Source organism: Streptomyces sp. NPDC022552 (genome assembly GCF_055561875.1).
This window is the reverse complement of sequence record NZ_JBVHGJ010000004.1, coordinates 180909-203816: the sequence shown is the minus strand read 5'-3', so window position 1 is coordinate 203816 and position 22908 is coordinate 180909. Positions and strand designations below refer to the sequence as shown.

Below are 22908 nucleotides of genomic sequence, written 5' to 3'. Positions count from 1 at the left end.
CACGCGCCACCCCCTCCGGGCACTCGCCGCAGTGTCCGCATCACCCAGCAGGAGCCCGCAATGACGCGATCCTGGTCCCGCCGCACCTTCATGCAGACGACCGGCGGTACGGCGCTCGCCCTCGGCCTCGTCGGAAGCCCGCTGCTGACCGGACAGGCCCTGGCCGCCGACGAGTTCAGCGCCCTGCGCGCCAAGTGGCGTACCCTGATGCTCGGTGAGGGCTTCAGCCCCACCGCCGAGTCGTTCAGGACCATGCTGACCAAGCTCGGCACCCGCGCCGCCGAGTTCCGGTCGACGATGGCTCCGGCCGCGGGGTCCCTGTGGCCCGACCTGGTGTGGGCCGACCCGGAGCCGGACACCGACCAGGAGTCGTACGGCTACTCGCAGCGCATGAACGACAGTTACGGCCGGCTGAGCGTGATGGCCCAGGCCTACTGCCAGCCCGGCACCGGTCTGACCGGGAACGCCTCCCTCGCGGCCGACATCGTCGCCGGCCTCGACCATGTGTACGCCGGGATCTACAACGAGGGCCAGACGCGCTTCGGGAACTTCTACAGCTGGCAGATCGGCGCACCACAGGCGCTCCTCGACACCAGCGTGCTCATGTACGACCAGCTGTCCGCCACGCAGATCGCGAACTACTGCCGCGCCGTCGACCACTTCGTCCCCGACTCCGCCGTCGCCAGTTACACGGGCACCAGCACCGGAGCCAACCGTGTCGACCTCTGCCGGGTGCTGATCCTGCGCGGCGTCGTCGGCGGCAGCTCCGCCAAGATCACCGTCGGCCGGAACGCGCTCTCGCCCGTCTTCCCGTACGTCACCACCGGGGACGGCCTCTACGCCGACGGGTCCTTCATCCAGCACACCTCCGTCCCCTACGCCGGCACGTACGGCGCGGTCATGCTCGGCGGCCTCGGCACGCTCTTCGCGCTCCTCGCGGGATCCGCCTGGGCGGTCACCGACCCGAACCGGCAGATCGTCTTCGACGCGGTCGAGAACGCCTGGGCCCCGTTCCTCTACAACGGGCTCATCATGGACAACGTCTCCGGGCGCGGAATGAGCCGCGGTATCTCCCTCAACGACCCCGGCCAGGTACAGGCGGACGACCACCTGCGCGGCCACGGCATCCTCTCCGCCATCGTGCTGCTCGGGCAGGGCGCGAGTGCCGCCGAGAACGCGCGCTGGCGGGGCCTGGTCAAGGGCTGGATCCAGCGCGACTACTACAGCCCGCCGCTGAGCGACCCCTGGCTCAGCCTCGTGGGTCTCGCACGGCTGAAGTCCGTGGCGGAGGACACCTCGGTCTCCGCGATCGCCGAGCCCACCGGGCACCGGCTCTTCCCGTCCATGGCGCGGGCCACCCACCGCCGCCCCGGCTGGGCCGCCTCGATCAGCATGGCTGGCAAGCGCATCACGCACTACGAGACCGGCAACGGCGAGAACCTGCGCGGCTGGCACACCGGCTCCGGAATGCTCTACTGGTGGGGCGACACCTACGCCAACGGGCAGTACAGCGACGCCTTCTGGCCCACCGTCGACCCCTACCGACTGCCCGGCACCACCAACTCCCGCATCCCGCTCGCGGACGCCACCGGCGGCGACTGGGGCGCGCCGAAGCCCGACGTCAACTGGGTGGGCGGCGCCACCGACGGCAACCGGGCCGCCGTCGGTCAGTACCTCAAGGGCCTCCAGAGCACCCTGATGGCCAAGAAGTCCTGGTTCTGTCTGGACGACTCCATCGTCTGTCTGGGCGCGGGCATCAAGAGCACCGACGGTGCCCCGGTCGAGTCCGTCGTCGAGAACCGCAACCTGGGGGCCGTCGGCACCCACGCCCTCACCGTCGACGGCACCGTGAAACCGGTCGGCCACCCCTGGTCGGAGACGCTGACCGGGGCCACCTGGGCGCACATCGGCGGCATGGGCGGGTACGTCTTCCCCGGCGGCGCGACGGGGGTCAAGGCGCTGCGCGAGGAGCGCACCGGCAGATGGAGCGACATCAACCGGGGCATGGCCACCACCCCGATCACCCGCCGCTACCTGACCCTGTGGACCGACCACGGAACCAACCCGACCAACGGCACGTACTCCTCCATCCTGATGCCCGGCGCGAGCACCACGCAGACCGCGGCGCGCGCCGCCGACACCGGCTGGGTGCAGATCCTCGCCAACACCGACAACCAGCAGGGCGTACGCGTGCCCTCGCTGGGCTTCACCGGCGTCAACTTCTGGTTCGGCGGCGCCGTCGGGGCGCTCACCGCGAGCGCGCCCTGCTCCGTCATGATCTCCGAGAAGACCGACGGCACCGCGGTGATCTGCGTCAGCGACCCGATGCGCATGCAGACCGCTCTCACCCTCACCTGGAACCGGGCGGTGGCCTCCGTGACCTCCAAGCCCTCCACGGTCACCTCGGCCACCACCGGCTCCTCGCTGAACCTCACGTTCGGCGACCTCAGCGGCACCATGGGCGCCACCCAGAAGATCACCGTCAGGCTCGGCTGACGGGAAGGGACACCCGGCCGTCCGGCCGGGTGTCCCTCACCCCTCCTGCGATCCGCGGGGCGCCCGGCCCGCCTCCAGGAGCTCCACCAGCTCCTGGAGGCCGGTCAGGACCCGCCGGCCGGGGCCCGGCCCGACCGGAACGAGCGAGGGGACGGCGACGACCCGGCAGCCCGCGGCCTCCGCCGCGGCGATGCCCGCCGGGCTGTCCTCCACCGCCAGGCAGCCCGCCGGATCGACGCCCAGCGCACGGGCCGCGGCCCGGTACGGCTCGGGATGCGGCTTCGTCCGGTCCGTGTCGTCCGCGGTCACCGTCACCTGGAACGACTCGGCGCCGAGCAGCTTGAGCACCGACTCCACGACGGGCCGGGGCGAGGCGGTGACGAGCGCCGTCGGGATGCCCATGTCCCCGAGCGTGCCGAGGAGTTCCCGGGCGCCCGGGAGCACGACGGCCTCCCCCTCGACCGCCGCGAGGAAACGGGCGTCCAGCTCGGCGACCAGGGCGTCGAGCGGCCGATCGGTGCCGGAGACCCGCAGGAGATGGACCGCCGTGTCCTCCACGCAGCGACCCACGACCTCGGAGGTGTCCGCGTCGGTCAGCCGGTGTCCGATCCCTTCCGCCACCTCCCGCGCGGTCCGCCACCACAGGGCCTCGGTGTCGACGAGCGTGCCGTCCATGTCCAGCAGTACGGCCCGCGGTTCCGCGGCGAACGGGCGCCCGTCCAGGGTCCAGTGCGAGTCGGCGGGACAGTCCAGCGACGCGAACACCTGGGCGGCGACGTCCTGGTGACGGAGCTCGCCCACCCGCGCGCCCGCCGGGACGTCCGGTCCCGCGCACGCGATCCAGGCGGTGCGCTCCAGCTCCGAACGGCCGCCGTGACCACCCTCGTCACGGTGGCCGTGATCCGTGACGACGATGAACGTCCAGGCCTCCTCGCCGTAGGCGGCCCGGTCGCGCACCGCGGTGAGGAGGCGCCCGAGCCGCTCGTCGGCGCGGACCACCGCCCGCTCGTACTCCTCGCCGCAGCCCAGGATGTGGGCCGTCTCGTCGACCGCCCCCAGATAGACGAAGGACGCCTCGGGGTCGTCCTCGGCGAGCACCCGCACGGCCTCGGCGGTGACCAGCTCGTCGGCCTCCTCCCAGCCCTCGCAGTCGTCGGCGGCCGGGGCGACGTAGCTCACCCGTCCCGGGCCGCGGAACAGGGGGCCGCCGTTCGCCACCGTCATCAGCGGTTCCCAGGCGGCCGCGACATAGGTCCGCCGGCCGGCGTCCCGCAGCCGGGTCGTGAAGTCCGGGAAGACGGCAAGGCGGTTGCCGCCGAAGTCGTTGCTCCAGACGGCGTGCTTGTCCACGGTCACCCCGGTCACGATCGTCGCCCAGCACGGCCCGGACATGGTCGGGGTGCCGGGCTCGACCACGAGCGGTGCCAGGAACCCGGCCGCAGCGAGGGAGTCCAGGTGGGGGGTGTCGAGCCGCCTCAGCGTGTCGAGGCGCACCCCGTCGATGCCGACGACGAGGACGCGGCGGCGAGCGGCAACGGGCATGGGTTTCCTCCGGATCGGACGGTGCGGGGCGAGGTGGTGATGCGGCCCGCACCGACGGTGTGCGGGCTGTGCTGCCGGGTCCGCTCAGAGAGCACGCAGGACCAGTCGGAGTGCGACGCGTCCCGCCCCCAGCGCGTGCTGCGGCAGCGGACCCGGACCGCAGGACGCGGTCCCGATGCCGTGGTGCGCCACGTCGAGGTTGACGTGCACCCGTTCGCCGGGCACCAGGTCGGTGGTGTGCCGCGCGGCTTCCAGTTCCGCACTCGTCCAGCGGCGGACCGTGAGGTCGTACGAGGGAACGCCGCCGATCAGCAGCCCGCCGCGCGCACCGGTGAGCAGGGCCCGCCGCACCGCCCGCCGGTTGCCGTTCTCCTGCGGGCGCACGTAGGGCGTCTGCAGCGCGTCGACCGAGTGCCGGTAGCGGCCGAGCCGCGCCGCCGCGGTCGTGTCCCGGTACGCCTCACCGGGCCCGAGGCCGTACCAGTCGACCGTGTCGATCCAGCCGGGCAGGGAGAAGGCGAGCCCGATCCTGGGCAGCGGACACGGCCACTCGCCCTCGGGAGCGATGTCGACGTCCAGCCACAGCGACCGGCCGTCCGACCGCCAGTGGTAGGCGGCCCGCACGGCGTGGTCGGCCCCGGCGGGCGCCGTCCGCGTGCGTACCGTCAGTCCCTCGCCCGTCGCCCCGATGTCGAGCACCTTGGTGGTGAGCCGATGCAGACCGGCGGCGCGCCAGCGGTCGGCGACCCGGTCACCGAGCCGGTCGTTGTCGGTCGGCGCCCGCCACAGGTCGAGCCGGAGCGCTCCGACGTCCAGCCCTCCGAGGGCGAGCAGCCGCCCGTTGTGGGCGTCGAACGCGGCAGGTCCGAGGGTGAGCCGGCCTCCGCGGCCCGGTACCGCCGGAAGGACACGGGCAGGTCCGGGAGCCGGTGCGGCGGGGGAGAGGACGGTCTGGCCCCAGGCGATCTCGTGGCCCGCCGGCGCCCAGGGTTCAGCGGCGGCGAGCTCTGCGACGACCGTCAGGGCACGCTCGGCGTCCTTCCGGGGCGGGAGCTCCGGCAGAGGGAGGCTCGCACGCTCGCCGGGCGCGAGGACCGGGACGTCGAACACGCCGTCCCCGACGCGTTCGCCGCCGTCCTCGGCCCACCAGCGGAAGCGCAGATGAGCCGTGTCCCGGAAGTCGTGGCCGTTGCGTACCTCGACGCCCTCTCCGGCCACGCCGAAGCCGATCGTCACCGGCTCGACGACCTTCTTGTACTCGACGAGTCCGGGGGAGGGGGTGCGGTCGGGGAGGACCAGGCCGTCCGCGACGAAGTTGCCGTCGTGCACCGGCTCACCGAAGTCGCCGCCGTAGGCGTGGAACACCCGCCCGTCCGCGGTGCGCCGCGCGATGCCGTGATCGATCCACTCCCAGACGAAGCCGCCCTGGAGCCGCGGGAACCTCTCGAACAGGCGCTGGTACTCGCTCAGTCCTCCCGGTCCGTTGCCCATGGCGTGGGCGTACTCGCACAGGATGAACGGCAGCCCGCGCCGGTGCGCGTCGAGCGACGGGTCCTGCGTCGGCGGTTCCTCGCCACGGCCGATGAGTTCGGTCTCGGCGTGGTCGGCGTACATCCGGCTGTAGACGTCGACGTAGCCGCTGTCCCGGTCGCCCTCGTAGTGGACGGGGCGCGAGGGGTCGCGGGTACGGGCCCACTCCGCCATCGCCGCGAGGTTGTCCCCGGTGCCGCTCTCGTTGCCGAGCGACCACATCAGGATGCTCGGATGGTTCTTGTCACGCTCGACGACCCGACGCATCCGGTCGAGCATGGCCTCCCGCCACCGCTCGTCGCCGCTCGGGTTGCCACGCCAGCCGACCTGCTCGAAGCCGTGGGTCTCCAGGTCGCACTCGTCGACGACCCACAGCCCGTACTCGTCGCACAGGGCGAGGAACTCGCTGCTCGGCGGATAGTGGCTGGTGCGCACGGCGTTGATGTTGTGCCGCTTCATGAGCAGCACGTCGCGCAGCATCGTCTCGTGGGAGAGTGTCCGGCCGGTCTCCGGATCCCACTCGTGCCGGTTGACTCCGCGCAGCAGCAGGGCACGGCCGTTGGCCTTCAGCAGTCCGTCCTCGACGACGACCCGCCGGAAACCGATACGCACCGGGATCCGCTCCCCGGCCGCGGTCAGCTCGCCCTCGTACAGGCGTGGCTGCTCGGCGTTCCACGGCTCGACGTCCGCGAAGGTGTGCGGGCCGGTGGGGTCGGCGTCGACGAGGCCGAGTTCCGGTACGGAGAGCCTGGCCGGGCCCGAGGTGTCGACGGCCAGCGTGCCGGTGCCGGTGGCGTGGTCGTAGTCCGCGTGGACGAAGAAGTCCTCGACGCAGCCCCCGGGCCGTGCCAGCAGCCGTACGGGACGGAAGATCCCGGACAGCCACCACATGTCCTGGTCCTCCAGATAGCTCCCCGCCGACCACTGGTGGACGCGTACGGCGACGACGTTGCGGCCCGGCCGCAGCGCGTCCGTCGCGTCGAACTCGGTGGGGACGCGGCTGCCCTTGCCGTCGCCGAGCCGGACGCCGTTGAGCCAGACCGCGAAGCAGGAGTCGACGCCGTCGAAACGCAGCACGCTGCGTCCCGCGGGCCACTCGTCGGGGAGCGTGAAGTCCCTGCGGTACTCGCCCGTCGGGTTCTCGTCGGGCACCCGCGGAGGGTCGAGGGGGAAGGGGTAGGTGACGTTGGTGTACGCGGGGGAACCGACGCCCTGGAGCTGCCAGCAGGACGGTACCGGCAGCCGGTCCCAGGCGGCGTCGTCGAAGGCGGGGTCCTCGAACCCCGCGGTGAGGTCCCCGAGCCCGGTGGCGGCCCGGAAGCGCCACGCGCCGTCCAGACCGACGGCCGGGGCGTCCGAGCGGAAGGCGGCCCGCGGCGCCAGCCGGCCGCTGCCGGGGGAGCGGTCCTCGACGTACCGGGTCTCGTACGGCTGGCGCATGGCTCTTCCTGTGGGTCTTCGGGCCGGGCGGCTGTGGGGCTTCGGGCCGGGCTGCGGGCGGCGGCCGCCCGGCCGGAACGGCGATGGTCAGGCCGAGCGGGCGAGCTCGTCGGGGCCCACGCCATGGGCGAGGGGCCGGCCCTCGGCGAAGCGCTCCACCTCGTCGGTCGCCCAATGAGCCATCCGTACGAGCTCGTTGCCGAGCGAACCCGCGATGTGCGGGGTGAGCAGCACGTTGGGCAGCGTGTAGAGCGGCGAACCGGGAGGCAGCACCTCGGGCTCGGTGACGTCGAGCACGGCGTGGATCCGGCCGGCCACCAGCTCGTCGGTGAGCGCCTCGGTGTCGACGAGGGAGCCGCGTGCGGTGTTGATGAGCGTGGCACCGTCCCGCAGCAGCCCCAGCCGCCGCCGGTCGAACATGTGCTGAGTCTCCGGGAGCTGCGGAGCGTGGATGGAGACCACGCTGCTGCGCCGCACGAGTTCGTCGAGGCCGACGGAGCGCGCGCCGAGCGTCTCGGCCTCGTCCGCCTCCACGTACGGGTCGTACAGCAGGACCTCGAAGTCGAAGGGGCGCAGGAGCTGGAGCACGCGGCGGCCGATCCGGGACGCGCCGACGACGCCCACGGTACGGCGGTGGTTGCCGTGACCGGCGAAGTACGGCAGCAGGGACACCTGGTCGCGGGCCTCCCGGTAGACCCGGGCGCTGTCGAGGATCCGCTTGCCGGTGAACAGGATCGCGGCGAGGGTGAACTCGGCGACCGGCAGGGCGTTGGCCCCGGCCGCGGTGGACACGGCGATGCCGCGTTCCCACACGGCCTCGGTCACATGGTGTTTGACGGACCCGGCGGCATGGATGACGGCCCGCAGCCGGGGCATCGCGCGCACCGCGTCCGCGGTGAGCAGCGGGGCGCCCCAGTGGGTGAAGAGCACCTCGGTGTCGGCGAGGGCGGCCGGGTCCGCGTCGCTGAAGTCGCTGACGAACCGGCCGGTGTCCACGGCCGCGACGCCGGCCAGCCGGTCGAGGGCGCCTTCGGCGAGCAGCTGGGCGTGGATGGCGGCGCCCATGGCCAGCAGGGTGCGCGGGCGATGCGCGGAGGCCGACGGGTTCGTGTGGCCGTCGTCGAGGACGGAGCCTTCCGGTACGGACACGGTCACTTCACCGCGCCCGAGGTGAGGCCCGAGCGCCAGAAGCGCTGCAGACAGATGAAGGCGATGACGAGCGGGACGACGGCCACGAGCGAACCGGTGATCACGAGGGAGTAGAACTCGGGCTGGAGCTGTGTGGTGCTGTTCCACATGAACAGGCCGAGGTTGACCGGGTAGAGCTTGTCGTCGTTGAGCATGACCAGCGCGCCGAAGAAGTTGTTCCAGCTGCCGGTGAAGGAGAAGAGGAAGATGGTCATGAAGCCGGGCGACAGCATCGGCAGCGCGATCCTCGTGAACGTGCCCAGTTCGCCGGCGCCGTCGACGCGGGCGGCCTCCAGCACCTCGTTCGGGACGTACCCCTCGGAGAAGACCCGGGCGAGGTAGACGCCGAACGGGTTGACCAGTGCGGGGAGCAGCAGCGCCCAGTACGTGTTGACCAGGCCGACCTTGGAGGCCAGCAGGTACATCGGCAGCTGGATCACCGTGGCGGGGACGAGGAGGCCGCCGAGGACGATCCCGAACAGCTTCTCCTTCCCGCGGAACTCGTACTTGTCGAAGGCGTAGCCGGTGGCGACGCACAGCAGCGTCGAGGCGGCCGAACCGATCACGGAGTAGATGACGCTGTTGCCGAGCCAGCGCAGGTAGATGCCGTCGTTGAAGGTGAAGACCGCGGCGAGATTGGAGAAGAGGCTGAAGTCGGCGAAGGCGAAGCCGTCGCTGGCGAAGAGATCGCCGTGGTCCTTGGTGGCGGCGAACAGCAGCCAGCTGACCGGCATCAGCATGTAGAAGGAGGCGAGGAGGAGCACGCCGTTGACGGCGCCCTTGGAGAGCAGGGTGCCCGGGCGTTTCCGGCGCGGGTCGCGGCGCCCGGCCGATGCGGCGGCTTCGCCGGCGCGTGCTTCGGCGGCCGCGGGTTCCTGGATGACCGTGTGAGTGCTCATGCCGCCTTCCACCGGTTTCCGATCTTGGTGACGATGTACGAGAGCACGACGCCGAGCGCGGCGAGCAGGAGGGACGCGGCGGCGGCGAGGCCGTAGTCGTGCTGGAGGAAGGCCGCCTTCCAGATGTACATGGTGGGCGACCACTCGGTGTCGACGGCGGCGGTGCCGCGCTGGCCGAGGAGCTTGGGCTCGGTGAACAGCTGGATGGCGCCGACACAGGTGAACAGGACGGCCATCACGACCGCGGAGGCGATCATGGGCACCTTGATCTGCAGTGCGGTGCGGATCGGCCCGGCCCCGTCGATGTCCGCGGCCTCGATGAGCTCGCGGGGGATGGCCTGCAGGGCGGCGTAGAAGATGATCATGTTGTACCCCATCCACTGCCAGGCGGTGAGGTTCACGATGGACGAGTACACGTGGTCGGAACTGAAGAAGTCCCACGAGCCGCCGGCGGCCTCGATCCAGTCGAGCACCGGGCTGAGCCCCGGGGTGTAGAGGTAGATCCACAGGATCGAGGCGATCAGCCCGGGGATGGCGTGCGGCAGGAAGAGCGCGAGCTGGAAGAAGCGCTTGGCGCGTGCCACGGCCGAGTCGACCAGCAGCGCGAGGGCGAGCGCTCCGCCGATCATGACCGGGATGTACAGCGTGCAGTACGTGGCGATGTGCAGGAAGGACTCGCGGAAGCCCGCGTCCGAGAGCGCCCTGAAGTAGTTCTCTATGCCGGTGAACGCCCGCTCGCTGCCGCCGAAGCCGAGCCCGGACGACTGCTCCGTGAACAGGCTCATCCACACCGCGTAGACGATGGGCGCGGCCGTCATGGCGGCGAAGAGCACGAAGAACGGGACGATGAACAGGGCGGCCGTGGCACGCTGGTTGCGCTTCAGCTGTGAACTGCCGTTACGGGTACGGCCGGTGCGCGGGCCGCCGGCACGGCTGCCGCCGGCCGTGGGCGGGGGTGCGGCCTTCGCGAGTGGTGCTGCCACGGGTGCTCCTTGGCGGGTGGGCGCTGCGGTCCGGGGATGGGACGACGGGGCCCGGCCGGGGTCAGGAACCGGCCGGGCCCCGTCGGGTCACTCGGCGAGCTTCAGCCCGCGCTCCTGGATGCCCGTCCTGGCCTTGGCCTGGCCGGCGGTGACGCCGCCGGTGAAGCCGGACGTGGCGCTCGCGTCCTGGATTGCGGTGTAGACGTCCATCTGGTTCGGGCCCCAGGTCCAGCCGGGCACGATGGTGTCGACCTGCTCGGAGGCCAGCTTGTAGAGGTCCTGGCCGTTGAAGTACGCGGTGTCGAACTTCGCGGCGGCCACCGCGCGCATCTCCGGGTTGGCCGGCAGGGCGCTGCTGGGCTTCGTCGGGTCGCTGAGCCGGGCCTCGACGGCGTCGCCATGGGTGGTGATCCACTTGATGAACTCGGCCGCGGCCTCGACGTTCTTGCTGCCCTTCAGCACGCCGTAGGAGCTGCCGCCGTAGTTGCCGCTGGCCGGGGTGCCCCAGTGCGGCATGGGCGCGGCGGCCCACTTGCCCTTCAGATCCGGCAGGTTGGTCTTCATGCCGGCCGCGGACCAGGAGGCGCCGAGGATGGAGAGGGTCTTGCCCTCGATCCGGGCCTTGGTCTCCTCCGGGCTCCAGCCGGTGTAGGTCTGCACGAGGTCGTTCTCGACCAGGTCGTCCCAGTAGGCGGCGACCTTCGTGGACGCGGCGTCGTCGACACCGGGCTTCCAGGCGTCGCCCTCGGTGCTGAACCACTTGCCGCCGGCCTGCCAGGAGAGCGCCGCGAGCAGGGCCGGGTCGGACTTGGTCATGTTGGCCAGACGGACGTTCTTGTCCGCCTTCTTGACCTTCTCGGCGGCGACTCTGAACTCGTCCCAGGTCTTGGGGACCTCGATGCCGTACTTCTTGAACAGGTCCGTGCGGTAGTAGTAGACCTGCGGCGCGGCGTCGAACGGAACGGTCCAGGTCTTGCCGCCGAAGATCACCAGGTCCTGGATGGCCTTGGGGAACTTCTCCTTGACGGTGTCACCGGCGTGCTCGGTCAGGTCGACGAGGTTCCCCTGGCTCGCGAACTCCGGGACCATCTGGTACTCGATGGTCGCCACGTCCGGCGCGTTCCCCGCCTTCACGCCGTTGGCCAGCTTGCCGTAGCCCTCCGCGCCACCGGGGATCTCGGTGAACTCGACCTGGATGTCCTTGTGGGTCCGGTTGAACTCCTCGACCGTGGCCTTGGCGCCACCTGTCCAGGTCCAGTAGGTGAGGGTGACCGGCTTGCCGTCGGAGGCGGCGTCGGACGAGCTGTCGCCGCCACCGCACGCGGTGGCGAACAGGCCGAGAGCGGCGAGGGTGGCGGTGGCAGCTATGCGGAACGAACGTGAACTGCGCGACATGGCACGGCTCCTACGGAGACCTCGATGGGGAGAGAGGCGAACGAGGCATATCTTTTTCGCCAACTCGATCACCGTCAAGAGCAAACGCACAAGACAATCAAAATGATCGAGTAGCGATCAATATGATCACTCGGCGTCCGAAGGCTCCTGAAGAGCTCCGCAGGAGGCCCGTACCCTCAACTTCGGCAGCAGGTCCATGTGCTGGCGCGGCTCCGGCTCCCTGCCCGCGCTCCGCTCGGTCAGCCGCTGGAGCAGCAACTTTGCCGCCAGCTCGCCGACCGCCTGCTTCGGCGGGGCGATCGCCGTCAGCGGTACGTCCGCCAGCGCGGCCACCTCGTCCTCGTACGCGATCAGGGCGAGGTCCTCGGGAACGCTGATGCCGCGCGCCTGCAGCCGGGGGACCAACACGATCGCGTCCTCGTCGCTGTGCACCAGGGCCGCGGTGACCCCGTGCCGCTCGACCGCCTCGACGAGGTACTCCGCGACCTCGTCGTACTCCTTTCCGGGCGTGCGGACGGACGGTGAGCCCGGGACGGTCTCCAGGCCGAGCGACCGCACCGACTTCAGGAACCCGGACGTGATGCCCGCCGCGTGCGGGCCCTCCTGGAGCACGGCGGCGACCGATCGGTGGCCGAGCGACGCGAAATGGCTCACCGCCAGCGCGGCGCCGTGGGCACGGTCGGTACGCACCCGGTCGAGCAGGGCCGCCGGATTGATGGCTGGCGCCGTGCGCTCCACCAGCACGGTCGGCGCCTCGCAGGCCATCAGCCACTCCTCCTGGCCGTCGGCGGGCGCCCCGCCGAACCAACTGGGCGCCACCAGCAGGCCCTCGGCGCCGCTGCTCAGCAGATGCTCGGCCTGGACGGGGTCCTCGCTGTCCACGTACCCGGACACGCCGAGCACCAGCCGGCCCCCCTGCGCCTCGACGACCTTGCGGGCCCCGCTGACCACGTCCCCGAAGATGTATCGGGTCGTCGGCACGATCATTCCGATCACCCGGCCGCCGGCGTCCGGCTCCTCCGCGCGGGCCTCGCCCGGCCAGACCACCGCGCCGTGCAGGCGCTGCACCTTGCCCTGGTTGGCGAGCGCGTCCACGTCCCGCCGCAAGGTCACCGGGGAGACACCGAGCTCGGCCGCGAGCTCGGTGACCCGGATGCTGCCACGCGCCCGGACGAGCTCGAGCACCCGATCATGGCGATGGTCGACATGGTGTCGCATGGCTCCCCCTGGAGCGTCACGGAGGCGTCACCGTACGCCTTTGGGCGCTAGCGTATCGATCGATTGCGATCGAATCGATCAGAATGGGGAGTGAATCAGGGGCCGGGGACGGTCATCGACCGGTGTCATGCGCGTCATCGTAGGAGCCCTGCGGTCTTCCGGGCGGCGGGGGCGGAGGCGGCTCGACCGCCGGGAGCAGCTGCCCGCCCTCGCGCAGCCGGGCGATGGTCAGCTCGCTCCTGCGGCGCGCCTGCGGGCCGTCGTCGCGGTCGTAGACGAGGCGCACCCCCGCGAGCCCGAGTTCCTCGACGGCACGCAGCCGGTAGCCCAGCGCGTGCGCGATCTCGTCCATGCGACGCCGCTTCGCGGCGGAGACCCCGCCGGGCAGCAGTTCGACACAGCCGCGGCCGTCGAACCGCGCGCGTATCTCGTCGTCCGTCACCCGACTCCGCTCCCGTGAACCAGGGGCGGCCGTCCGGCCGCTCCGCACGGCGATCGTCGTACGCGGGCACATCTCGCGCGCGGACGGCCGTACGTCCGGGCCGAGCGTGCCGGTCCGCACGTACCTGAGCAACCACAGGGCCGTGGATCCCATCACCCAGACCGGACCACCTCAGCGGTCCGACCTCTCCGGACCGTCTTGTCGGGGTCGCGCATCAGGGCCATGTTCGTCGCAAGGGTCATGTCCATGGAGGGGCCCTTCGCTCGGGAGACCGGCCGGTGCACGATCGATGCCCTCAGTAGAAACCCTGACGTCGCGTCAAGGTCAAACAGCGGCGCATCCGACGCCCGGTCCGGCCGCCGACGCGCGCGCCCCGCCAATCGGTCGGACGCGCCCCTCGTACGGGTGAGGTGCGGGCTCCGTCGTCCGTCTCCGCCGCCCGTGGTGCTCGATGATCGCTGGCGGTCGGTCGACCCGCGTCCCCGGGGCCGTACCGTCCACCGCAACCCGGAAGGGACGCCATGCGCATTCTGCTCATCGCCGGCAGCTTCAACAGCCTCACCCAGCGCGTTCTGGTCGAGCTGCGCGACCGCGGGCACACCGTTCCCGTTGAGGTCACGCCCGACGGGCCCGCCATGCGCGACGCCGTCGCGCGCCACGCGCCCGACCTGATCGTCGCCCCCATGCTGAAGGCCGTCGTGCCCAGGGACGTGTGGGGTGCGCACCGTTGTCTGATCGTGCACCCGGGGCCGGTCGGTGACCGGGGGCCGTCGTCGCTCGACCGGGCGATCCAGGAAGGCGTCGCCGAGTGGGGCGTGACCGTCCTCCAGGCCGAGGAGGAGATGGACGCCGGTGACGTCTGGGCGTCCGTCTCCTTCCGGGTCCCCGAGGTCGGCAAGAGCGATCTGTACCGCAACGAGCTGTCCGACGCCGCCGTGACCGCCGTGCTCCTCGCCGTCGAGCGGGTCGCCGCCGGGGCCACACCGCAGCCGCAGACCGGCGCGATCCACGCCCGTCCCACGCTCCGTCAGGAACAGCGTGCGATCTCCTGGGCCGACGACTCGACGGAGACCGTGCTGCGCATCCTGCGGGCCGCCGACTCGCAGCCCGGAGTCCGCGACCACCTGCTCGGAGCCGAATGGTTCCTGCACGGGGGCCACGCCGAGGACGGCCTGCGCGGCCGGCCCGGCGAGCTGCTCGCCACCCGGGCGGGCGCCGTCTGCCGCGCCACGGCGGACGGCGCGGTGTGGATCCCCGAACTCCGTGCCCGTACGGGTCCCGGCCGGCCGCGTGCCTGCAAGCTCCCCGCCGTCCTGGCCCTCTCCGGCCGGCTCCCGAAGCTGCCCGAACTGCCCGCGCTTCCCGAACTGCCCGCGCCCGCCGAACTCCCCGCACAGCCGGCACCGAGGGGCGGGCGGACCTGGTGCGACATCCGGTACCGGGAGCAGGGACCGGTCGGGGTCCTGTCCTTCGCCTTCCCCGGCGGCGCGATGAGCACCGACCAGTGCCGCCGCCTGCTCGACGCCTACGAGGCCGCCCGCACGCGTCCCACGTCCGTGCTCGTGCTCGGCGGGCAGCGCGACTTCTTCTCCAACGGCATCCATCTCAACGTCATCGAGGCCGCGGCCGACCCGGCCGCCGAGTCCTGGGCCAACATCAACGCCATGAACGACCTGGTCGAGGCGGTCCTGACCACGACCGACCGGCTCGTCGTCAGCGCGATCGGCGGCAACGCGGCCGCCGGCGGGGTGATGCTCGCCCTCGCCGCCGACGAGGTCTGGTGCCGGTCGGGTTCGGTACTCAATCCGCACTACCGGCGCATGGGCCTGTACGGGTCGGAGTACTGGACGTACACCCTGCCCCGCAAGGTGGGCGCGGCCCTGGCGGCACGGCTCACCGAAGAGGCCCGGCCCGTCTCCGCGGCCGCCTCGCTCGCCATGGGCCTGGTCGACCGGGTCGTCGACTGCGGACCCGCGGACTTCGACGGTGAGATCACCCGATTGGCCGCTCACCTGGCGTCCCGTGGCGGCGTGCAGCCGCGCATCGCCGCGAAGAAGGCCGAGCACGAGCGTCGGGAGTCCGTCACTCCCCTTGCCGCCCACCGCGAACAGGAGCTCGCCAGGATGCGGGAAATCTTCGACGACCCCGCCGCGGCCTACCACCGACTGCGCCGCGCCTTCGTCCGAAAAGAGGTCCACGGCGCGCGTTCCCCGGACGGCCCAGGTGCGGGCGCGGCCGGACCGGTCGACTGTTAACAAAGACCTGGGCCCGAAATCGGGTCTTTGCCCCATCCCTCCTCAGGAGGCGCGACTCATGAGCGCAGCAACGCCGGCACCGGTCGAGGACCAGGGCGCCGCCCCCGGCAGCGAAGAGAAGCCGATCCACATCCTCTGGATCAACGCGGGTCTGAGCTGTGACGGCGACTCCGTGGCCCTGACCGCCGCCATGCAGCCCAGCATCGAGGAGATCGCCCTCGCCGGGCTGCCGGGCCTGCCCAGGATCGCGGTCCACTGGCCACTGATCGACTTCGAGTGCGGCCCGGTGGGCGGCGCCGACACGTTCATCGAGTGGTTCTTCAAGGGTGAGCGGGGCGAGATCGACCCGTTCGTCCTGGTCGTCGAGGGCTCGATCCCGAACGAGGCCATCAAGCAGGAGGGCTACTGGTGCGGCTTCGGCGACAACCCGGAGACCGGTCAGCCCATCACCACGAGCGAGTGGATCGACCGGCTGGCCCCCAAGGCCCTCGCGGTCGTCGCCATCGGCACCTGCGCCACGTACGGCGGCATCCACGCCATGGCGGGGAACCCGACCGGAGCGATGGGCGTGCCGGACTACCTGGGATGGGACTGGAAGTCCCACGCGGGCATCCCGATCGTGTGCGTGCCCGGCTGTCCCATCCAGCCCGACAACTTCGCCGAGACGCTGACGTACCTGCTCTATCAGGCGGTCGGCTCCGCGCCCATGATCCCGCTGGACGACAAGCTCCGCCCCACCTGGCTGTTCGGGGCGACCGTGCACGAGGGGTGCGACCGGGCCGGCTACTACGAGCAGGGCCAGTTCGCCACGACGTACGACTCGCCCAAGTGCCTGGTCAAGCTGGGCTGTTGGGGACCGGTCGTCAAGTGCAACGTCCCCAAGCGTGGCTGGATGAACGGTATCGGCGGCTGCCCGAACGTCGGTGGCATCTGCATCGCGTGCACGATGCCCGGCTTCCCGGACAAGTTCATGCCGTTCATGGACGAACCTCCCGGCGCCAGGGTCTCCGTCTCCGCCAGCGGCGTGTACGGCTCCGTCATCCGTCGCCTGCGGACCATCACGGCCAGGACCGTGGACAAGGAGCCGAAGTGGCGGCACACCGGCGAGCGGGTCACCACCGGCTACCGGCCGCCCTGGTGAACGTCGCGTCATCGCCTCCGGCTGCGGCGTCCGTAACCCGCCAGACCCCCCATCCAAACCGCTGTTCGCGAAGTCGAAGAGCTCACGAAGGGCACCACAACAACCATGGCATCTCCGGCGAAGACGACGGGTGACGGCTCCGGACTGGTGGAGATGGCGTGGGACCCCATCACCCGGATCGTGGGCAGCCTCGGCATCCACACCAAGATCGATTTCAAGCAGAAGCGCGTCGCGGAGTGCTACAGCACGTCCTCAGTCTTCCGCGGCTACAGCGTCTTCATGCGGGGCAAGGACCCCCGCGACGCGCACTTCATCACCAGCCGCATCTGCGGCATCTGCGGTGACAACCACGCCACCTGTTCCGTGTACGCGCAGAACATGGCGTACGGAGTGAAGCCCCCGCACCTGGGTGAGTGGATCATCAACCTCGGCGAGTCCGCGGAGTACATGTTCGACCACAACATCTTCCAGGAGAACCTGGTCGGGGTCGACTACTGCGAGAAGATGGTCCGCGAGACCAACCCCGGGGTCCTGGAGCTCGCCGAGCGCACCGAGGCCCCGCACGCCGGCGAGCACGGCTACCGCACGATCGCCGACATCATGCGCTCGCTCAACCCCCTCGAAGGCGAGTTCTACCGGGAGGCGCTGCAAGTCAGCCGCTACACCCGGGAGATGTTCTGCCTGATGGAAGGGCGCCACGTCCACCCCTCCACGCTCTACCCCGGAGGCGTCGGCACCATCGCGTCGGTCCAGCTGTTCACCGACTACATGAGCCGGCTCATGCGCTACGTGGAGTTCATGAAGCGCGTCGTCCCGCTCCACGACGACCTCTTCGACTTCTTCTACGAGGCCCTGCCCGGGTACGAGGAAGTCGGCCGCCGGCGCGTGCTGCTCGGCTGCTGGGGTGCGCTCAACGACCCCGAGCACTGCGACTTCACCTACGCCAACATGACCGACTGGGGACGGAAGATGTTCGTCACCCCGGGCGTCGTCGTCGACGGCAAGCTGGTGACCAACGACCTCACCGAGATCAACCTCGGCATCCGCATCCTGCTCGGCAGCTCGTACTACGAGGACTGGCAGGGGCAGGAGCAGTTCGTCACCCACGACCCGCTGGGCAACCCGGTCGACCCGCGCCACCCGTGGAACCAGCACACCATCCCGGCGCCGCAGAAGCGGAACTTCGACGACAAGTACAGCTGGGTCATGTCCCCGCGGTGGTTCGACGGCAAGGACCACCTGGCCCTGGACACCGGCGGCGGCCCCATCGCGCGTCTGTGGTCCACCGCTCTGTCCGGCCTCGTCGACATCGGCTACGTCAAGGCCACCGGACACAGCGTCGTCATCAACCTCCCCCGCACGATGACCAAGCCGGAGACCACCTTCGAGTGGAAGATCCCCCAGTGGAGCAACGCCCTGGAGCGCAACCGCGCCCGGACGTACTTCCAGGCGTACGCGGCGGCCGTCGCCCTGCACTGCGCCGAGAAGGGCCTGGAGGAGGTCCGCGCCGGACGCACCCAGACCTGGGAGAAGTTCGAGGTCCCCGACGAGTCCATCGGTGTCGGCTTCACCGAGGCCGTCCGCGGTGTCCTCTCGCACCACATGGTCATCCGCGACGGCAAGATCGCCAACTACCACCCGTACCCGCCCACGCCGTGGAACGCCTCCACACGGGACACGTTCGGGACCCCCGGGCCGTACGAGGACGCCGTGCAGAACACGCCGATCTTCGAGGAGAACACCCCGGAGAACTTCAAGGGCATCGACATCATGCGCGCCGTGCGCAGCTTCGACCCCTGCCTGCCGTGCGGCGTCCACATGTACACGGGCAATGGCAGGACCGTGAAGCAGATGCACGTCCCCACCGGCCTGAGCGGTCTCGCCGGATGAGCGCGACCACCGCCGAGCAGGCGGGCCGACGGGTCGAGGAGGTCCTCGACCGACTGGCGGAGAACGGGGACGCCGAGGCCTGCGCGGCGGCCGAGGAAGTCGTACGCGTCCTCATGGAGTTCTACGGAAGCGGCCTCGCCCGCGTCGTCGACCTCCTCGGCCGCCCCGCCACCCGTCCCTCCGGCGACGCGGCGGGCGGACAGCCCGCTGACCCGCTGGGCCCGCTGCTCGGGGACGAACTCGTCGCGAGCCTCCTCACGCTGCACGGACTGCACCCCGAGGACGTGCCGACCCGCATCGACCGGGCCCTGTCCGCGCTGGCGCAGCCCGTGGAGAACGCCGGATTCGACGCGGCGAGCGGGGTGTTGCGGCTCCGGGCCACCGCCTCGTCCTCCGGCTGCGGCTGCCCGAGTACGCAGGAGTCCGTCCGCCAGGCGGCCGTGGACGCCCTCGCGTGCTTCGCCCCCGAGGTGACCGACGTCGCGCTGGAGCCCGCCGCTCCACGCGAGCCGGCGCTGCTCCAGATCGGCACCCGTCCGCCGCTCGCCGGCGCGGACGGCCGCCGATCGGCCGCCGTCTCGTGAACGGCTTCCCGAACGGTACGGCGCGGCCTCCGCAGCCCACGGGCCTGCGCCGGTTCACGACCCCACGTGCACCGCGCGAGGAACGCTGCGAACTGTGCGGGGCCCGACTGGCCGACGAGCGCCACCGGCACCTGGTGGACATCGACAAGCGGGCCCTGGCCTGCGCCTGCGGCCCGTGCGCGCAGCTCATGGACCGCTCCGGCGGCTCCCAGGGCCGCTTCCGGGCGGTCCCCGGCCGCTTCCTCGGCGACCCGGGGCACCGGATCGACGACCAGGCGTGGGAGTCGCTGCGGATCCCGGTCTCGGTCGCCTTCTTCTTCCGCAACTCCGCGCTCGACCGGCCCGTGGCGCTCTACCCGAGCCCCGCAGGTGCCACCGAGAGCGAACTGGAGGAGGCCTCCTGGCGGTCCGTCCTCGACGCCACCCGGCTCGCCGCCCTCCTCGAACCCGACGTGGAGGCTCTGCTGCTGCGCCGCCACGAGGGCCGCACCGAGTGCTTCCTCGTGCCCATCGACCTCTGTTACGAACTGGTGGGCCGCATGAGACTGCTCTGGCAGGGCTTCGACGGAGGCGCGGAGGCGCGCGCCGACCTCGACGCCCTCTTCACCCACGTACGCGGCCGGGCGCGCGAGCCGCAGGGGAGCCGGTCGTGACCGAGTTCTCCTTCAGCTGCACCGACGTCCGCGCCGACCCCTACGCGGCGGGCCCGACCCTTGTGTTCCGGCTGCGCGTCACCGCCTCCGGCGGAACGCGGGTCCACGCCCTCGCGCTGCGCTGCCAGATCCGTATCGAGCCAGCCCGGCGCGGTTACGACGACGCCGAGGCGGAGGCCCTCGGTGACCTGTTCGGCGAACGCTCAAGGTGGGGCAGCAGCCTCAACCCGGTCCAGTTCGCCCAGGTCTCCGTCATGGTGCCCGGCTTCACCGACGAGATCGAGACCGATCTCGTCGTGCCGTGCACCTACGACACCGACATCGCCGCGTCCCGCTATTTCCGGGCGCTCTCCGGCGGCGACGTGCCGCTGCTCCTGCTCTTCTCCGGCACCGCGTTCACCGGTGCCGGGGGCTTCCACGTGGAACCCGTGCCCTGGGACAGGGAGATCTCCCACCGGATGCCCGTGAAGGTCTGGCGGGAAATGATCGACCAGCACTTCCCGGGCTGCGGATGGCTCCGGCTGCCCGCCGACACGATGGACGCCCTGCTCGCCTACCGGTCGCGGAAGGCCCTCCCGTCCTGGCAGGCCACCGTCGAGACCCTGCTCGATGCGGCGGGGGAGAGGACACGATGACCACGGTCGCCTTCACCCCCGGCACCGAGGCGCGGTTCGCCGTCGCCCGGCACGTCGCCGACGCCGTCCTCTTCGAGGGGTACGTGCTCTACCCGTACCGCGCGTCCGCCGCGAAGAACCGGCTCCGCTGGCAGTTCGGGGTCCTCGTGCCGCCGTCCTGGAGCGCCGCCGCCGAGGAGCACGACTTCCAGCACACCGAGTGCCTGATCGAGCCCAGGACCGGTGCCGAACTCGCCGTGGAGGTCCGCTTCCTGCGCGCCCAACGGCGGACCGTCGAAGAACTCCGTACGGACGGCACCTTCGCCCCGACGACCGAACTGAGCCTGCCCGACCGGGTCCTGGTGGCCTGGGACGAAGGCGTGGAGGAGCGGGTCGCCCTCGTCGTCCCCGTCGGCGAACTGGCGGGCGACGGCACCACCCTGCCGTTCACCCGCCCCGCCGCCGAGGAGACGGAGGACGTCACCGACGCCGACGGACGCGTCCTCGGCCGGCTCGTCCGCCGACGTGAGGAGATCAGCGGCAACCTGCGGATCTCGGCGACCGAACTCGACGGCCCGTACCGCGTCCAGAGGCTCTCGGTCACGGTGGAGAACACCAGCACCTGGACCGCCGAGCCGGGCGGGGACCGCCATGCGGCGCTGCCGTACTCCCTGGTCGCCACGCACACGCTGCTCCGCCTCGACGGCGGGTCGTTCCTGTCGATGACCGACCCGCCGGAATGGGCCAAGGGAGCCGTCGCCACCTGCCGCAACCTGCACACGTGGCCCGTCCTGGCCGGGGAACCGGGGCGCGACGACCTGATGCTGTCGTCACCGATCATCCTCGACGACCACCCGGCCATCGCGCCCGAGAGCCCCGGGGCCCTCTACGACGCCACCGAGATCGACGAGATTCTCGCCCTGCGCACCGCCGCCCTCACCGACGAGGAGAAGCGCGAGGCCCGGGGGACCGACGCCCGCGCCGCGGCCGTGATCGACCTGGCGGACACCATGCCGCCCGAGGTGCTCGAGCGCCTGCACGGAGCGGTACGCAGCCTCCAGAGCGTCACCGGACCGAAGGAACCGGCCCGCGACATCCTCGAACCGGACACCCCCTGGTGGGACCCGGGCGGCGACACCGGCGTCGATCCGGGGCGCGACCACGTCCTCGTCGACGGCCACGCCGTCCGCGCGGGCAGCAGAGTCGTCCTGCGCCCCGGCCTGCGCCGCAGCGACGCCCAGGACCTGTTCCTCGACGGGCGCGCCGCGCTGGTCGAGGCGGTCCTGCACGACGTCGACGGCGGGGTGCACATCGCCGTGACCGTGGAGGACGATCCGGGCGCCGACATCCGCCGCGAACAGGGCCGGTACCTCTACTTCCAGCCGGACGAGGTCGAAGTGGCGGGGGACGCGTGAACGGCCCCGCGCCCGGACCGGATGCCGCCGGCGCCCCTGCGGCCCCGACGGCCCGCACCCTGGTGGCCGGGGTCGGGAACATCTTCCTCGGCGACGACGGCTTCGGGGTCGAGACCGTGCGGCGGCTCACCCGGGAGGAGCTGCCCGCTCACGTCGAGGTCGCCGACGTCGGAGTCCGCGGCGTCCACCTCGCGTACCAGCTTCTCGACGGCTGGGACACCCTCGTCCTGATCGACGTCACCGCGCGCGGCGGCGAACCCGGGACGCTGTACCTGATCGACGCCTCGGCGGCCGCCGAGCGGACCTCCGGTCAGGAGCCCGCACCCCTCGACGGCCACCGGATGACACCCGACGCCGTCCTCGCCCTGCTCGACACCCTGTGCGCGGGGACCGGGGCCGCGCCACCACGGCGGATCTTCGTCGTCGGGTGCGAACCGGCCTGCCTCGACGAAGGCATCGGTCTCAGCCCGCAGGTCGCCGCCGCGGTGCCCGAGGCGGTGCGCACGGTGACCGACCTGGTCCGCCAGGAAGCCGTCGTATGAACACCGAAACGGAGAGCACCATGACCAAGAACGTCGCCGGCACCGCAGCCGCCGTCACCGCCGCCCTGGCCGCCCTGGCCGTCGCGGTGGCGGTCCTCCCCGACATCCGGCGCTACCTGCGCATCAGCAGGATGTGACGCAACGCGGGATGCCGTCGCGGTTCGGGCGGCGGCTGCACCGAACGGACGACACCGCCGTACGATCCCGGCGCGCCGGGCGGCCGTCGCTGCCCGCCCGTCCTCTAATGGCGCCCGAGAGACACCCCCGCGCCCAGGACGGAGACCGATGCACGAGATGTCCGTGGCGGTCGCCGTCGTCGACCAGGTCGAGGCGGCGGCGCGGTCCCGCGGCGCCGTCGGTGTCAGCAGCATCCGCCTGGACGTGGGCGAACTGGCCGGCGTCGTCGGCGACGCCCTCGCCTTCTGCTTCGAACTCGCCTGCGCGGGAACCGTCGTCGAGGGCGCCGAGCTGATCACCCGTACCGTCCCGGGCACGGCGCGCTGCGCACCGTGCGACGAGGACTGGGCGGTCGGCATGCCACCGCGGCTGCTCTGTCCCGGCTGCGGCGTCGCGGCCGAAGAACTCGTCTCCGGCCGCGAACTCCAGATCAGGGAAGTCCGCTGGGCCGACCCCGAGGCGGCCGGCGAACGACGCCGCCAACCGATCACCGAGGAGAGCTGA

The 22908-nt window shown here is 71.5% G+C and carries 19 protein-coding genes; 11 read left to right on the top strand and 8 right to left on the bottom strand.

Annotation, left to right across the window (positions count from 1 at the left end):
- Nucleotides 1-60: 60 nt before the first annotated feature.
- On the top strand, nucleotides 61-2496 hold the full coding sequence (locus ACZ3OF_RS13970) for a polysaccharide lyase 8 family protein (RefSeq protein ID WP_467304670.1): 2436 nt from the start codon (nucleotides 61-63) through the stop codon (nucleotides 2494-2496).
- Between the two features lie 36 nt (nucleotides 2497-2532).
- On the opposite strand, the gene ACZ3OF_RS13965 is transcribed toward ACZ3OF_RS13970, so the two are convergent.
- The 8 genes from ACZ3OF_RS13965 to ACZ3OF_RS13930 form a co-directional block, all read right to left on the bottom strand.
- Complete coding sequence (locus tag ACZ3OF_RS13965; protein ID WP_467304668.1) at nucleotides 2533-4038, bottom strand: HAD-IA family hydrolase; 1506 nt, start codon at nucleotides 4036-4038, stop codon at nucleotides 2533-2535.
- A gap of 84 nt (nucleotides 4039-4122) precedes the next feature.
- On the bottom strand, nucleotides 4123-7008 hold the full coding sequence (locus tag ACZ3OF_RS13960) for a glycoside hydrolase family 2 TIM barrel-domain containing protein (protein ID WP_467304666.1): 2886 nt from the start codon (nucleotides 7006-7008) through the stop codon (nucleotides 4123-4125).
- A gap of 87 nt (nucleotides 7009-7095) precedes the next feature.
- Nucleotides 7096-8073: a hydroxyacid dehydrogenase gene (locus ACZ3OF_RS13955; protein WP_361673341.1), complete on the bottom strand. Its 978-nt coding sequence runs from the start codon at nucleotides 8071-8073 to the stop codon at nucleotides 7096-7098.
- A gap of 86 nt (nucleotides 8074-8159) precedes the next feature.
- Nucleotides 8160-9095 carry a carbohydrate ABC transporter permease gene (locus tag ACZ3OF_RS13950; RefSeq protein WP_361673127.1) on the bottom strand — a complete coding sequence of 312 codons (936 nt, stop codon included), beginning with the start codon at nucleotides 9093-9095 and terminating at the stop codon, nucleotides 8160-8162.
- Complete coding sequence (locus ACZ3OF_RS13945; RefSeq protein ID WP_467304663.1) at nucleotides 9092-10078, bottom strand: carbohydrate ABC transporter permease; 987 nt, start codon at nucleotides 10076-10078, stop codon at nucleotides 9092-9094. Before ACZ3OF_RS13945 ends, ACZ3OF_RS13950 begins: the two co-directional genes overlap by 4 nt.
- A gap of 87 nt (nucleotides 10079-10165) precedes the next feature.
- On the bottom strand, nucleotides 10166-11473 hold the full coding sequence (locus tag ACZ3OF_RS13940; protein WP_467304661.1) for an ABC transporter substrate-binding protein: 1308 nt from the start codon (nucleotides 11471-11473) through the stop codon (nucleotides 10166-10168).
- A gap of 126 nt (nucleotides 11474-11599) precedes the next feature.
- On the bottom strand, nucleotides 11600-12691 hold the full coding sequence (locus ACZ3OF_RS13935; RefSeq protein WP_361673133.1) for a substrate-binding domain-containing protein: 1092 nt from the start codon (nucleotides 12689-12691) through the stop codon (nucleotides 11600-11602).
- A 112-nt stretch (nucleotides 12692-12803) separates the two neighbouring features.
- Nucleotides 12804-13286 carry a hypothetical protein gene (locus tag ACZ3OF_RS13930; protein WP_361673135.1) on the bottom strand — a complete coding sequence of 161 codons (483 nt, stop codon included), beginning with the start codon at nucleotides 13284-13286 and terminating at the stop codon, nucleotides 12804-12806.
- A 368-nt stretch (nucleotides 13287-13654) separates the two neighbouring features.
- On the opposite strand from ACZ3OF_RS13930, the gene ACZ3OF_RS13925 reads away from it, so the two are divergent.
- The 10 genes from ACZ3OF_RS13925 (at nucleotide 13655) to ACZ3OF_RS13880 (ending at nucleotide 22908) form a co-directional block, all read left to right on the top strand.
- Nucleotides 13655-15388, top strand: a complete 1734-nt coding sequence (locus tag ACZ3OF_RS13925) for a hydrogenase maturation protein (RefSeq protein ID WP_361673137.1) — start codon at nucleotides 13655-13657, stop codon at nucleotides 15386-15388.
- A gap of 58 nt (nucleotides 15389-15446) precedes the next feature.
- Nucleotides 15447-16529, top strand: coding sequence for an NADH-quinone oxidoreductase subunit B family protein (locus ACZ3OF_RS13920; protein WP_361673139.1), 1083 nt, complete (start codon nucleotides 15447-15449; stop codon nucleotides 16527-16529).
- Between the two features lie 105 nt (nucleotides 16530-16634).
- Nucleotides 16635-18419, top strand: a complete 1785-nt coding sequence (locus ACZ3OF_RS13915; protein ID WP_361433696.1) for a nickel-dependent hydrogenase large subunit — start codon at nucleotides 16635-16637, stop codon at nucleotides 18417-18419.
- A complete protein-coding gene (locus ACZ3OF_RS13910) occupies nucleotides 18416-19003 on the top strand; it encodes a hypothetical protein (protein ID WP_361673141.1) in 588 nt (195 codons plus the stop codon). Before ACZ3OF_RS13915 ends, ACZ3OF_RS13910 begins: the two co-directional genes overlap by 4 nt.
- Complete coding sequence (locus ACZ3OF_RS13905) at nucleotides 19000-19656, top strand: DUF5947 family protein (protein ID WP_361673143.1); 657 nt, start codon at nucleotides 19000-19002, stop codon at nucleotides 19654-19656. Before ACZ3OF_RS13910 ends, ACZ3OF_RS13905 begins: the two co-directional genes overlap by 4 nt.
- Nucleotides 19653-20291 (top strand): DUF6084 family protein, encoded by a 639-nt coding sequence (locus tag ACZ3OF_RS13900; protein ID WP_467304654.1) that lies wholly within the window; start codon nucleotides 19653-19655, stop codon nucleotides 20289-20291. Before ACZ3OF_RS13905 ends, ACZ3OF_RS13900 begins: the two co-directional genes overlap by 4 nt.
- A complete protein-coding gene (locus ACZ3OF_RS13895) occupies nucleotides 20288-21685 on the top strand; it encodes a hypothetical protein (protein WP_467304652.1) in 1398 nt (465 codons plus the stop codon). The genes ACZ3OF_RS13900 and ACZ3OF_RS13895 overlap by 4 nt, the downstream gene beginning before the upstream one ends.
- A complete protein-coding gene (locus tag ACZ3OF_RS13890; protein WP_361673149.1) occupies nucleotides 21682-22227 on the top strand; it encodes a hydrogenase maturation protease in 546 nt (181 codons plus the stop codon). Before ACZ3OF_RS13895 ends, ACZ3OF_RS13890 begins: the two co-directional genes overlap by 4 nt.
- Nucleotides 22224-22364: a DUF6893 family small protein gene (locus ACZ3OF_RS13885; RefSeq protein WP_361673151.1), complete on the top strand. Its 141-nt coding sequence runs from the start codon at nucleotides 22224-22226 to the stop codon at nucleotides 22362-22364. Before ACZ3OF_RS13890 ends, ACZ3OF_RS13885 begins: the two co-directional genes overlap by 4 nt.
- Before the next feature lie 148 nt (nucleotides 22365-22512).
- The gene (locus ACZ3OF_RS13880) at nucleotides 22513-22908 is read left to right on the top strand and encodes a hydrogenase maturation nickel metallochaperone HypA/HybF (RefSeq protein ID WP_361673153.1); all 396 of its coding nucleotides are present in this window, start codon (nucleotides 22513-22515) and stop codon (nucleotides 22906-22908) included.